Annotated in this window: 13 protein-coding genes; 5 read left to right on the top strand and 8 right to left on the bottom strand. The window is 63.3% G+C overall.

The window, feature by feature from the left end; genetic code table 11:
* Nucleotides 1-201: 201 nt before the first annotated feature.
* The 4 genes from RFM98_RS25825 to RFM98_RS25810 form a co-directional block, all read right to left on the bottom strand.
* Entirely contained in the window at nt 202-1764 is a 1563-nt protein-coding gene (locus RFM98_RS25825; RefSeq protein ID WP_320311442.1) for a DHA2 family efflux MFS transporter permease subunit, read from the bottom strand.
* 8 nt (nt 1765-1772) lie between these two features.
* The gene (locus RFM98_RS25820) at nt 1773-2882 is read right to left on the bottom strand and encodes an HlyD family secretion protein (protein WP_320311441.1); all 1110 of its coding nucleotides are present in this window, start codon (nt 2880-2882) and stop codon (nt 1773-1775) included.
* Complete coding sequence (locus tag RFM98_RS25815; RefSeq protein WP_320311440.1) at nt 2879-3427, bottom strand: winged helix-turn-helix transcriptional regulator; 549 nt, start codon at nt 3425-3427, stop codon at nt 2879-2881. The genes RFM98_RS25820 and RFM98_RS25815 overlap by 4 nt, the downstream gene beginning before the upstream one ends.
* Before the next feature lie 138 nt (nt 3428-3565).
* Nucleotides 3566-4603, bottom strand: a complete 1038-nt coding sequence (locus RFM98_RS25810) for a DUF1254 domain-containing protein (protein WP_320311439.1) — start codon at nt 4601-4603, stop codon at nt 3566-3568.
* Nucleotides 4604-4715: 112 nt separating this feature from the next.
* Between RFM98_RS25810 and RFM98_RS25805 the strand changes: the two genes are divergently transcribed.
* Nucleotides 4716-5609 (top strand): LysR family transcriptional regulator, encoded by an 894-nt coding sequence (locus tag RFM98_RS25805; protein WP_320311438.1) that lies wholly within the window; start codon nt 4716-4718, stop codon nt 5607-5609.
* Nucleotides 5610-5976: 367 nt separating this feature from the next.
* Here the strand turns inward: RFM98_RS25805 and RFM98_RS25800 are convergent, their stop codons facing one another.
* Nucleotides 5977-6582 (bottom strand): NADPH-dependent FMN reductase, encoded by a 606-nt coding sequence (locus RFM98_RS25800; RefSeq protein WP_320217524.1) that lies wholly within the window; start codon nt 6580-6582, stop codon nt 5977-5979.
* A gap of 89 nt (nt 6583-6671) precedes the next feature.
* Here RFM98_RS25800 and RFM98_RS25795 point away from each other — a divergent pair, with 89 nt between their 5' ends.
* The gene (locus RFM98_RS25795; RefSeq protein ID WP_320217523.1) at nt 6672-7040 is read left to right on the top strand and encodes a winged helix-turn-helix transcriptional regulator; all 369 of its coding nucleotides are present in this window, start codon (nt 6672-6674) and stop codon (nt 7038-7040) included.
* A 170-nt stretch (nt 7041-7210) separates the two neighbouring features.
* Here the strand turns inward: RFM98_RS25795 and RFM98_RS25790 are convergent, their stop codons facing one another.
* Nucleotides 7211-7414, bottom strand: a complete 204-nt coding sequence (locus tag RFM98_RS25790) for a hypothetical protein (protein WP_320311437.1) — start codon at nt 7412-7414, stop codon at nt 7211-7213.
* A 114-nt stretch (nt 7415-7528) separates the two neighbouring features.
* A complete protein-coding gene (locus RFM98_RS25785; protein WP_320311436.1) occupies nt 7529-7924 on the bottom strand; it encodes an acyl-CoA thioesterase in 396 nt (131 codons plus the stop codon).
* A gap of 191 nt (nt 7925-8115) precedes the next feature.
* Here RFM98_RS25785 and RFM98_RS25780 point away from each other — a divergent pair, with 191 nt between their 5' ends.
* The 3 genes from RFM98_RS25780 to RFM98_RS25770 are packed head-to-tail and all read left to right on the top strand — an operon-like array spanning nt 8116 to nt 11854.
* Nucleotides 8116-9732 carry a GMC family oxidoreductase gene (locus tag RFM98_RS25780; protein ID WP_320311435.1) on the top strand — a complete coding sequence of 539 codons (1617 nt, stop codon included), beginning with the start codon at nt 8116-8118 and terminating at the stop codon, nt 9730-9732.
* On the top strand, nt 9729-10940 hold the full coding sequence (locus RFM98_RS25775) for a mandelate racemase/muconate lactonizing enzyme family protein (protein WP_320311434.1): 1212 nt from the start codon (nt 9729-9731) through the stop codon (nt 10938-10940). Before RFM98_RS25780 ends, RFM98_RS25775 begins: the two co-directional genes overlap by 4 nt.
* Nucleotides 10937-11854, top strand: a complete 918-nt coding sequence (locus RFM98_RS25770) for an NAD(P)-dependent oxidoreductase (protein ID WP_320311433.1) — start codon at nt 10937-10939, stop codon at nt 11852-11854. The genes RFM98_RS25775 and RFM98_RS25770 overlap by 4 nt, the downstream gene beginning before the upstream one ends.
* A 72-nt stretch (nt 11855-11926) precedes the next feature.
* Here the strand turns inward: RFM98_RS25770 and RFM98_RS25765 are convergent, their stop codons facing one another.
* Entirely contained in the window at nt 11927-12865 is a 939-nt protein-coding gene (locus RFM98_RS25765; protein ID WP_320311432.1) for a diacylglycerol/lipid kinase family protein, read from the bottom strand.
* Between the last annotated feature and the right edge of the window lie 99 nt (nt 12866-12964).

Here is a 12964-nt window from a genome sequence, read left to right as displayed (position 1 = left end):
TATCATGGGGTGCGGATAATCCGACGGCGCCACCCGGTGCGGCTCGCTGAGCTGGCCCGACGACCGCTACGCTGTCCATGGCGAACTGCTCGCCCGCTCGAGCCTCGAGGATTTTGGCGACAGCATTCCTTTGGCGGCTCGGTCGGCTTCAGCGTCAAGTGGTAGGCTCCGAGTTGCCGACTGCCATTGCTTCCGTTCCGCTCAATGCGCGTCCGGAGGCGGCGCCTTCGGCGTCACGTTGCGCAGAAACGGAACCAGCGCCGTGGCGATGACGAAAGCCACCATGATGACCAGGAACGCATCGGCATAGGCCATCGTGGAAGCCTCGCGATAGGCCAGCTGCCAGAGCTGCTTCAGCGACGCGGCGTGGCCATCATCGATGGCGCCGGGCAACTGTCCATAGCGCTGCGCCACATTGTCCAGCAGACGCATGGCCGCCTCGTTCCGCGGCGTCAGATGCGAGGCGATCGTCAGGAAATGGAAATTGGTGCGGTTGTTGAGGATCGCGCCGCAAATGGCGATGCCGACCGCGCCGCCGAGATTGCGCATGGTGTTGAACAGGCCGCTGGCATATTTCAGCCGGTCCGGTGGCAGGCTGCCAAGCCCGAGATTGACACTCGGCGCCACGGCGAAGACCTGCGGGAATCCGCGAAAGATTTGCGGGATGAGGAGCTCGGCGGAGCCCCATTGGCTGGTGATGGCGCTGAAACTCCACATCGATGCGCCGAAGGACGCCAGACCGAACATCATCAGCCAACGCGTATCGAACCGCTTGGCGAGGAAGATATAGACGGGAACGCCGATCATCGAGGCGACGCCGGTGGAGAACACCGCCAGCCCTGTCTGCAAGGCGTTGTAGCCGCGTACGTAACCCAGGAACAGCGGCGTAAGATAGATCGTGGCGAAGATGCCGATGCCGGTGACGAAGGACAGGAAGCAGCCGATGGCGAAATTGCGGTTGCCGAAGGCGCGGAAGTCGACCACGGGCTGCGCATAGGTCAGGCTTCGGATGACGAATAGAACCAGGGTAATTGCGGCGACGATAGCGCCGTTGCGGATCGTCGCGTCGTCGAACCAGTTCCAGCGTGAACCCTCCTCCAGGACATATTCCGCCGTGCCGAGACTGACCGCCATCAGGGCCATACCGATATAGTCTGCGCCCTTCAGCAATGACGGGTCGGCTTTGTCGATCTTGACCAGAAGCGCAACAAGGATGGTGATGACCACCCCGGGGACGACATTCACATAGAACAGCCAGTGCCAGTTCAAGGTGTCGGTGATCCAGCCGCCGATGACGGGGCCGAGCGTCGGCGCGATCGACGCTATGCTGCCGACGACGGCGGCGGCATAGACGCGCCTCGGGCCTTGGAAATAATGGAAGGACGAGGTGAACACCGTCGGGATCATCGAAGCGCCGAGCAGCCCCTGCAGCGCCCGGAACACGATCATGCTTTCGATGTTCCAGGCAAAGCCGCAAAGCATGCTGGCCAGCGTGAAGCCGGCCGCCGAGATGGTGAAAAGCCATCTGGTGGAAAAGACGCGGGTGAGCCAGCCCGACAGCGGGATGACGATGATTTCCGCCACCAGATAGGAGGTCTGGACCCAGCCGATCTGGTCCTGCGCGGCCGACAGGCCGCCGCCGATATCCTGCAGCGAGGAGGCAACGATCTGGATGTCGAGCAGCGCGATGAACATCCCCACGCACATCACCATGAACGGCAGGATGCTCGCGAAGAAGGATTGCGGGGCGGCCGGCGCTGACATGGAGCCCCTCAGTGCGACCCGGTATCGACGGTGACGACCGTCGACAGGCCTGGCCGCAGCGCGACTTTGGCAGCCTGGTCGCCGTCGATGGCGATCCTGACCGGGACCCGCTGGACGATCTTGGTGAAATTGCCGGTCGCATTCTGCGGCGGGATGACGCTGAAGATCGCCCCCGTGGCCGGCCCCAGGCTGGTGATGTGACCCTTGAGCGGTTGGTCGGGGGCGACATCGGCATAGACGGTCGCGGCCTGTCCGCCGGCCATCGCGCGCAGCTGGTCTTCCTTGAAATTGGCATCGACCCAAAGGCCCGAGGCGGGAACGATGGTCAGCAGGTAGCTGCCCGGCGAAACAAAGGTGCCCACCTGCGCCAGCCTGTTGCCGACAACGCCCTCGATCGGCGAGCGGATTTCCGTGAAGCCGAGGTCGAGTTCCGCCGTATCGAGATCCGCCTTGGCGGCAGCGACTTCCGCCGTCGCTTCCGAAATCTGCGTGTTGAGGACGTCGAGTTGCTGCCTGGACGCCGCAAGCGCCGCCCGGGCGGCAGTGACGGATGCCTGCGCCTGGCCGTCGGCTGCGGCGCTCTTCTGGGCATCCTGCTGCGAACCGGTCCTGGCGCTGGCCAGCACCTGATAGCGCTTGGCATCCTGCGCGGTGAACACCGCCGTGGCGCTCTTCGCCTCAAGATCAGCCTTGGCCTGCTCGATCAGCGAGTTCTGCAGCGAAATCTGCGCGCGCAGATTGTCGAGCGCCGACTGCTTCTGCTGCACCGATGCCTGCGCGCGCTCCAGCGCCGCCTTGAACGGCCTGTCGTCGATGCGGATGACAGGCTGGCCCGCTGCGACATGCTGGTTGTCCTCGACGAGAACCTGGTCGATATGTCCCGCGACGCGCGGCGCGAGCGGCGTGACATTGCCGCCGACATAGGCGTCGTCGGTCGAGACCAGGAAGCGATTGGCCTGCCACCAGTTCACGCCATACCAGCCGGCGACGCCGATCGCGACCAACGCCGCGCCTAGCAGGAACGGTTTGCGGCGCGATCTCGCGGGCGTCGGAGCGATGGCCTGGATCTGAACCGTCGATGGCTGCTGCAATTCAGCGGGAGAAAGCGCCTTGTTCATTGGCCCCGAGCCTCAACCTGGCTATTTAGCCCATTATCGATGAGCGGCAGGCCCGAACCTTCCGTGCTGAAGCGATAGCGCTGGCGCATCCGGTCGGTGGCCATCGGCGCCGTCGCCATTGCGAAGCCGCCGCTGTCGAGTTGCCTCCCGCTCTCGCGGTCGACCAGAACCGGATCGGCCCAGCGCCCGTCTTCCTTGTCCACCACCACCAGACTCGGACCCTCGGGCGCCAGATGCCTGTTGCCCCAGGCAAGCAGGGCAAGCATCACCGGACGGAAATCGCGCGCCTTGGCGGTCAGCACATATTCATGCCGAAGCGGCCGTTCGCAGTAGGCGCGCTTCTCGAACAGCCCGCGCTCGACCAGGCTGTTCAGCCGCCGCGTCAGCATGTTCGGGGCAATGTCCAGGCTCTTCTGGAACTGGTCGAAGCGCGTCAGGCCCTGGAACGCGTCGCGCAGCAGCAGGATGCTCCACCACTCGCCGACTTCATCGAGGCTGCGCGCAATCGGGCAAGGACGCGTTTCGAAACTTGTTTTTGCGACCACGGCTATGAGTTCCTTTCAAGATGAAAGTGACTCATAGCAGGTAAATAGCATAATGCAAGTCACATGGCTGTGACGATCGGCATCGGGGATTGGTTTGTGGCGTACCTTGCTGCGGTAGGCTGAGCCGTCAGCCCCGCTTCAACCCACCGGTTGCGCCAACGGAAATGTCCATGTGCCGTTCAGGATTTCCGCGCGCGGGCGGAACAGACGTACCGTGTAATTCCAACCCGGCGCGATCGGCAGACAGTTCTGGATCTTGCCGTCGCACCCGCCGAACTCGATGGTGACCGAGCCGTCCGGGCCCTTTTTTGCCGTGACGGAGTTCACCGAATAGGCATTGTACTGGTTCGGCTGGAGGTAACCCTTGCTGTTGTAAACGGTGAGCGACCAGAACCCGTCCACAGGCACATCGCCGACGCTGAGCTTGTGGACCGTGCTGCCGTCGTTCCGGGCCGGCGTGATCGGCAGATAGAGCGCATCCTTCTCCGGGTAGCCGCCCCAAAGCATAGCGCTACCGATCAGGTGCCTGACCGGGTCGACCTCATTCTTGTTGGCGCCAAACATACGCCGAGTATCGGAAACCGTGGTTCCAAGCTGGACCAGCGCCGCTTGTATTTTTTTCAAGCTTGCCTCATCCCAATCGGGAATTTCGAACGTGCCGGGACGTTCCTGGCTGAACTTGATCGCATCCTGCAGAGTGTGGACCTCATCGACATCGTCCTTGTGCGAGAAGTCGACAAGGAAACGGACGACGACAATGGCGTAGCGCGTGCCGATCATCTCCTTGGTCAGGGTATGGGTGCCCACGCCGTAATACGTGGCCGAAGTGTATTGATCCTGGTTGACGACCTGCATCCCCTCGAAGCGCTTACCGGCGTCTGGCAGCGCGATCGTCACTGGCCCGGCGTCGAGGTCGACGATCGCAAATGAATACAAGGTGTCGCGATTGGGACGAACGATGCCTTGCTGCACAGGAGGAGCCAGCTCGCGCCCATGCCGGAATTTTCCGAAGCCGCCATTCTTGACCACCCCGACGAAATTAACGTCGGTCTGAGCGCGGTTGTAGTTGTCGACGGTGACGGGATTGACAGCTGAGGCGGTCGTTTGCGCCGATGCGACTGAACTTACCATCGCCAGTGACATGGCCGCCAATATCCTCATGCTGGTCTGTGTCATGATGCTTTCCGTACAATGAGCCCTTCCCGCTGCACCGCATAGTAGATCGATCAAATATGGAAATTAACGACCAACATTGACAGCGAGCCTATCGAATCTGGTAGGCTATGCCATGGACTTGAATGCCACCCGGATGTTTGTCGCGGTTGTCAAAGCCGGCAGCCTCTCTACGGCGGCAAGCCGTCTCGGAATGCCGCTTCCAACGCTGAGCCGCCGAATCCGTGACTTGGAGCGCCAACTCAAGGTGCAATTGCTGGAGCGCTCGGCGCGCGGCACGAAATTGACCGATGCCGGGGCAAGGCTGTACGAGCAGGCCAACCGCGGGATCGAGGCATTGCTGGAAGCCGAGCAGGCCGTGGTGAGCGATCAGGCACGGCTGAAAGGGCGCCTGCGCCTGTCCTTGCCGCAGACGTTCCAGCCATGGTGGGATCTGATCGCCGCGTTCCAGCGCAGCTACCCGGGCGTTCAGGTTTACGTCTACTCGACCGAGCGTCGCATGGACCTGGTTGAGGACGGCATCGACGTCGCCCTTCGTGTGGGTGCGATCGTTCACGAGACCATGGTGGCGCGACACGTGCTGTCGTATCGCAACATTCTTGTCGCCAGCCCGAAATTGGTGGAGCGCTTCGGCATGCCGGCCGAGCCCGACGCACTTCATCGCTTCCCCTGCGCGGTATGGGCGTCGCGTGTCGATGCTGCGGTGCGCTGGGAGTTAGGCAGCCATGTGGTCGAGCCCCAGGCGGTCCTGTCCACCAACGATTATCACCATCTGTGCAGCCGCGCGCTCGGTGGCGACGTGGTGACGGAACTGCCGCCGTTCCTGGCGGCCGCGCCCATCCGGGAAAAGCGCCTGGTGCCATTGCTGGCGCAATACCCTTTGCCGGAGTGGTCGATCAACCTGGTCTATCCGCCTCATCGCCACCCATCCACCATCGTCAGGACTTATCTGGACTTCTGCCACGACTATCTTCCAAAAATCGTCCACGCTTGCGATGTCGGTGCCTGAGGATGAGGGAGCATCTGTAACGCGAGGCTGGAGCGTTGCGCCTCACCTTCGCCAGTCAACATAGTGTGGGCATCAGGCAGAAGAGCTGCGGTATCAGCACGACCTTGCCCCTCGAACGGCTCCTCAACCAGTTGATGCCCCGGCCTGGTCCAGCGGAATGCGCTCTCCTGCCTCAGTCTCGAGCCGATCCTGCTGGCGCTTTGTGAGAGGGTCAGAACCACGCTGACGAACTGAACAATCGGGAACGCCTTGCCAGCTGTATCATCAGGCCAAGACAGATCGGTGAGGTCGTTTCTACAATTCTACAAGTTGAAAAGGGCGGCGCAAGCGCCGCCCTCAAGAGGATAATCTTGGGAAGATAATCTTTTTAAGCGGCCTGGGCTTCGCTGGCGATCGCGTCGGCGGCACGCGCGGCCTTCAGCACCTTCGCCCACCAGGCGACATCATTGACCAGCGCGGCGGCCGACTGGTTCAGATGCTCGATGTCCTCGAGCTTCTTCTCGCCCTGGCGGACGGCAAGGAAATCGCCCCAGGCGATATGCACGGCCGACTTGACGGGCGCCATCTGCAACTCGACAGCGGCAAGGCGAAGGTGTTCGACCGCTCGCGAGCCGCCGACCGAGCCATAGCCGACAAAGCCGGCCGGCTTCTTGTTCCACTCATTGGCGGCGTAGTCGATGGCATTCTTCAAGACGGCGGTCGGGCCGTGATTGTATTCGGCGGCGGTGAAGATGAAGCCATCGAACCCGGCGACCTTCTTCTGCCAGCGCTGCGCCACTTCATTTTGCGACGGCGCCCAGGCGGAGGAAGCGACCTCGTCGAAGAAGGGCAGCGGCCAGTCGCGCAGATCGACGACTTCGACGTCGATATCGGCGTGGGACTTGGCGATCTTGGCAATCCACTGCGCCGGCACGTCGGCGAAGCGGGCGGCGCGCGTCGAACCGACGACAATAGCAATTTTGGGCTTGGACATAAGGGGCTCTCCTTGCGGGATTTCTGGTATCGTTTGGATACCGGCGCTATATGTGATACTGACAAATCGGCGCGCAAGGAGGCACGTTTTTGTTACTGAGGCACCCGCACAACACCGAGGACTGCCGGGCCGTGTCGGAAATCCTGCAACGGGTCGGCGACAAATGGACCGTGCTCGTCGTCGGCAAGCTGGGCGGCGGGGCAATGCGCTTCAACGAATTGCGCGCGGCCGTCGGCGGCATTTCGCAGAAGATGCTGACCACTACCTTGCGCGGCCTGGAGCGCGACGGCTTCGTCACGCGAAAAGTGTTTCCGACCATTCCGCCGCGTGTCGATTACGAGCTGACCGAGCTCGGCCACGAGCTGCTGGTGCCGGTTGGCGCGCTCGGCGAATGGGCGCGCAAGAACACCAATCGGGTCCGCGAAGCACGCGCGAGGTTCGACGGCCAGGTGGCCTGAAACCCTTATAGTTCAAGGGATTTTGAACCGTTAGATGAGCCGTGCGGCTCAGCGCCGGCTGCTTCACGCCATCCGATTTTCGATCAGATCCGGAGCGGTCCCGGGCCAGCCTTGCACACGTCCGCCCATAGTCGCCGTGCCAACGAGAAGCCCCTTCAGACAGCCACTTGTCAGGCGCTTGCGGAGGTACCGTTGCAGCACGCCGTCGAGCAGGTTTCCAACTGTGCCGCCCGCTTGTCGACCGCCTTCAAATCCCGCATGCACGCAACGCGTGGAAGGTCTTTCCTGACCTCCATATAGGCTGTTATGCCGAGCAGGCAGATCAGGGCGACAAGGGCTGCCACGAGCCAGCCGTTCAGCATGTGTTGACGCATTGTCTTTCCCCCGCAGCCTCAAAGTGAGGCGTGAAGGCAACCATTGGATGTCGCGGAGCGCATCCGCCGCGCGGGCGTTGTTACAAAACCGCAAGCTGGGAGAATCAGGACCCGTCAGCTCTCGGCCGGAACCGGCTTCGGCTTGCCCTCGCCGTCGAGCGCCACCATGACGAAATCGGCATGGGTGACCTTCTCCATCAGGTCGGAAAGGTAGCGCTGCGCCCAGGCCTCGACCTTGAGCATTATCGAGGTGCGGCCGACGCGCTCGACATGCGTGTAGATGCAGAGCGTGTCGCCGATCTTCATCGCTTTGGCGAAGGACATCTCCTTGACCGCTGCCGTCACCACGCGGCCCTTGGCGCGCTCGGCGGCGCGGATGCCGCAGGCAAGATCCATCTGCGCCATCACCCAGCCGCCGAAGATATCGCCGGCGGCATTGGCGTCGGACGGCATGGCGAGCGTGCGCAGCGTGAGATCGCCAAGCGGTTTTCCGTCCGCGTAATGCACCATGGGGAGGTCCTTCAGCCGCTGCTTTCCTGAACCCGTACCAACGCAGTTGCGATGTCGCAAGCTCTGCTGAAAGCGAAAGCTACGTCGCCGAAGCGGTCGCTTTTTTCACAAGCCATGCCGGAAGCCACGGCGACGACTTGAGCCGGCAATGTCTAGGCTAGCCCGCGAATTTCGGAGCGCGCCCACCCATCATGCGGACTTATGATTTCATTGTTGTCGGCTCCGGCTCGGCCGGTTCGGTGGTTGCCGACAAGCTGTCGGCGTCGGGCCGTTTTTCGGTGCTGGTGCTGGAGGCCGGCGGGACCGACCGACGCTTCTACGTCCAGATGCCGCTCGGCTACGGCAAGACCTTCTTCGACCCGGTCGTCAACTGGAGCTACAAGACCGAGCCGGATCCTGGTCTCAGCAACAACGCCGATCATTGGCCGCGCGGCAAGCTGCTCGGCGGCTCGAGCTCGATCAACGCCATGGTCTTCATCAGGGGCGCGCGGGAGGATTTCGATGCCTGGGCGGCCGCGGGCAATCCCGGCTGGGCCTATGACGACCTCCTGCCCTCTTTCAAGGCGATGGAGGACAATGCGGCCGGCGCCGACCAGTGGCGCGGCGTCGGCGGCCCGCTGCACATCACCGACTGCACGAACGCCGTGCACCCGCTGACCAAACGCTATCTTGCCGCCGCCCAGCAGGCCGGGCTGCCGTTCAATCGGGACTTCAACGGCGCCTCCCAGGAAGGCGTCGGCGTCTACCAGATCACGACAAAGAACGGCCGCCGCATGTCCGCCGCCCGCGCCTTCCTGCGGCCGGCGATGAGACGCGGCAACGTCCATGTCGAGACCAACGCGCTGGCGACGAAAATCCTGTTTGAGGGCAAGCGCGCCGTCGGCGTCGAATATGAGCAGAACGGTGAGAGGAAAACTGTCCGCGCGGGCCGCGAGGTGATCCTTTCGGGCGGCTCGGTCAACTCGCCGCAACTGTTGCAGCTGTCGGGCATCGGCCCGGCGGAACTGCTCGGCGATCTCGGCATCCCGGTCATCCACGCCAACGACAATGTCGGCGCCAATTTGCAGGACCACGTCGGCATCAACTACACCTTCAAGAGCAAGCTGCCGACGCTGAACCAGATCCTGCGCCCCTGGTGGGGCAAGCTCCTGGTCGGCATGCAATACATCCTGCTGCGCTCGGGTCCGCTGTCGCTGTCGATGAACAATGCCGGCGGCTTCTTCCGCACCGACCCGTCGATGACGCGGCCGAACATGCAGCTCTATTTCCAGGCCTTTTCGACCGTCATCCCAAAGAGCGGCGAACGCCCGATCCTGACGCCCGACCCCTGGCCGGGCTTCTCCATCGGCTTGTCCAACTGCCGCCCGTCGAGCCGCGGCGAGATCATGATCCGCTCGAACGACCCGCGCGACTATCCGAGGATCACGCCCAATGCCTATTCGACCAATGCCGATGTCGACGAAATGCTGGCGGCGGTGAAGTTCGTGCGCAGGATCGCCTCGATGCCGGCCATGGCTGAGATCATCGAGGAAGAGGTTCTGCCCGGCCCGTCGATAAAGTCGGACGCCGACCTGATCCAGGATTTCAGGAAACGCTCGGGCACCGTCTATCATCCGGTCTCGACCTGCCGCATGGGACCGGATGCCGCGCGCGCCGTGGTCGATCCGCGGCTGAGGGTGCATGGGCTGGAAGCGCTGCGCGTCATCGACGCTTCGATTTTCCCCGACAACATCACGGGCAACACCAACGCCGCCTCGATCCTGACCGGATGGAAAGGCGCCGAGCTGGTTCTGGAGGATCACAAATGAAAATCACCGACGTAAAGACCTGGGTTGTCGGCAACCCGCCGCCCGGCATCGGCGGCAAGTATTTCATCTTCGTCAAGCTCACCACTGATGGCGGCGTGGTCGGCTATGGCGAGGCCTACAACGCGACCTTCTCCGCCCATGTCACCGCGAAGATGATCGAGGACATGGCCGAGCGCTATCTCGTCGGCAGCGATCCGCACGACATCGAGAATTTCTTCCGGCGCGCCTATTCCTCCGGCTTCACCCAGCGTCCCGACGTCTCCGGCATGGGCTGCTTCTCGGCGCTGGAAATGGCCTGCTGGGACATCATCGGCAAGGAAGCCGACAAGCCGGTCTATAAGCTGCTCGGCGGCCAGGTGCATGAGACGCTGCGCTCCTACACCTATCTCTATCCGCACACCGGCAGCGTCCATTCGGAAGATGCGCGCGGTCGCAATGTCTACAACGATCCCGACATGGCCGCCGCCTGCGCGCTTGAATATGTCGAGCAGGGGTTCAACGCCGTGAAGCTCGATCCGGCCGGCCCCTACACCGCCTATGACGGCCATCAGCCGCGCTTGATCGACATCGACCTTTCGGCGCGCATGATCAAGGCTATCCGCGAGGCGGTCGGCACGCGCGCCGACATCCTGTTCGGCACGCATGGCCAGTTCACCGCTTCCGGTGCCCTGCGCATGGCGCGCGCCATCGAGCCCTACGATCCGCTCTGGTTCGAGGAGCCGGTGCCGCCGGACATGCCCGAGGTGATGGCGCAGGTCGCCCGCGGCACGTCCATCCCGATCGCCACGGGCGAGCGTCTGACGACGAAATTCGAATTCGCCCGCGTCATCGAAAACCGTGCCGCCACGATCCTGCAGCCTGATCTCGGCCGCTCCGGCGGCATTCTGGAGACCAAGAAGATTGCGGCCATGGCCGAGGCCTACCACATACAGGTGGCGCCGCACTGCTATTGCGGCCCAATCGTCGGCGCAGCCAACATCCAGCTTGCCGTGACGCTGCCCAATTTCCTCATCCTGGAATCGCTCAAGCAGTGGGACGGCTTCCACGAAAAACTGCTCAAGAAGAAGATCGAATGGCAGGACGGCAACGTCATCCCCTCGAAGGAGCCCGGCCTCGGCGTGGAGCTCGACGAAGACGTCTGCGACGCGCATCCCTATAGCGGCAAGGACCTGCATCTGCAGATGATGCAGACGCCGCTGATGCCGTGACCCTCGCTTACGCCTTCATCGGCCTCGGCCATCTCGGCGGCAACCTTGCCGCCAGCCTGCTGCGCAGCGGCTTTGCCGTCACCGTCTTCGACCGCGAGCCTGAAGCGATCAAGCGCTTGGTTGCGCTCGGCGCCACGCCGGCGACCAGCCCGGCCGATGCCGCCGCCCGCGCCGGCAATGCGCTAACCTGCCTGCCCTCGCCGAGGGTCAGCGAAGCGGTGCTCGCCGGTCCGGACGGATTGCTTCGGGGCCTGCCCTCGGGCGGCACCTGGATCGAGATGTCGACCAATGGCCGCGACGAGATACTGCGGCTCGCCGCGCTTGCTTCGAAAAAAGGCATCGACACGCTGGAATGTCCGGTCACAGGTGGCGTGCATCTGGCTGCCGTTGGAAAGATAACCGCGCTCGTCGGTGGCGACGCCGCGCTCTATGAGCGACACCGTCCGGCGATCGAGGCGATGTGCGCGAAATCGTTCCTGATGGGACCGCTCGGCTCGGCGGCGGTGATCAAGGTCATCACCAACATGCTGGCCTTCATCCATCTGGTCGCCGCCGGCGAGGCGCTGATGCTCGCCAAACAAGGCGGGCTCGACCTTGCCCAGGCCTACCACGCCATCGTCGCCTCTTCTGGCAACAGCTTCGTCCACGAAACCGAAAGCCAGCTCGTCTTGAACGGCTCCTACGATATCGGCTTCACCATGGACTTGGCGCTGAAGGACCTCGGCTTCGCGCTGGCCATGGGCAGGGATTTCGGCGTGCCGCTCGATCTGGCGTCGCGCGTCAACGCGATCTTCGAAGAGGGCAAGCGCGCCTATGGCGGCGACGCCTGGTCGACCCGGATCGTCAAGCTGCTGGAGGATGCGGTCGGGACGGAGCTTCGCGCGCCGGGCTTCCCGGCCAAGCTCGAACTGTAATCCGGCAAAAATTTAGCCAGCTATTTCAATCGCCTGACTGTATCGGCTGAATCAAGCCTTCAGCCAGTTGATTCAACCTCTCAGCGTCAGCGCGCCGGGCAGGATTTCGAACGTCGCCGGAATCCGGCCTGGAGACTCGCCGTCTATGTCGACCAGCGCGCCGTTCTTCTCGATATCGCCCAGCGGCTCGACCAGCACCTTGCGTCCCCGCAGGATGGTGATTGCCGGATGGTTGCGATGCCGACCGCCATAGATGAGGCGGATGTCCCTTATTAGGCCGAGCTTGCCGGCCGCGCGCAGGATGACGATGTCGAACTGGCCATCGGCGAGTTCGGCGTCCGGCGCGATCATCATGCCGCCACCGAAGAACCTGCCATTGGCCACCGCCACCAGCGCCACGTGCGCCTCGATCGGTTCGCCGTCGTCGATGGTGATCCGGACGTCCTGGAAGCGGTAGCGGATGAACTCCAGCACCGTGCGCCAGAAGAACAGCGCCTTGGCCGAGACACTGCCCTTGCGCTTATCGGCATTGACGGCGCGATCCGTCGCGCCGGACAGGCCGAGGCTGGCGATGTTGATGAAATGGCGGCTGGCCAGCGCGCCATGGTCGTCGATGTAACAGACACGCCCGGCGTCGATCTTCCGGCCCTTGGCATCGGCGATCCGCTTCAGCGTGGCGTCGATGCCGCGCGGCAAGTCGAGCCCGCGCGCGAAGTCGATGCCGGTGCCGCAAGGCAGAACCCCCAGCGCGCTTTCGCGGCCGGTCTCGTGCTGTACCTGCAGCAACCCGTCGGCCACCTCGCTGGCGGTGCCGTCGCCGCCTGCCGCGATCACCAGGTCGCATCCGCCGGCGGCGAGGTCGATCGCCAGCCGCTCGGCGTCGCCGCTGGCCTGAGTCTCCCGCAAGTCGAAATCGCCGAAATTCCGGTTGAGCGACGCCGCGGCCTCCGTCCAATGCCGCTTGAGCTTGCCGCCTCCGGCAATCGGATTGAGAACCACCCCGACCTTCAAACTGATCTCCCCCGAGGCAGGTCGCCCAAAGTGCGCGGTGGATTCCGCGCTGGCGCCCAAAGTCTTTTCCCGGTTCAACTCTTTTGCCGGCCCAAAGTC

The organism is Mesorhizobium australafricanum (assembly GCF_033977265.1).
In the GTDB taxonomy this organism is placed as follows: Bacteria; Pseudomonadota; Alphaproteobacteria; order Rhizobiales; family Rhizobiaceae; genus Mesorhizobium; species Mesorhizobium australafricanum.
Note: the sequence above shows the minus strand (reverse complement) of the source record. Positions and strands in the feature narration are given on the sequence as shown.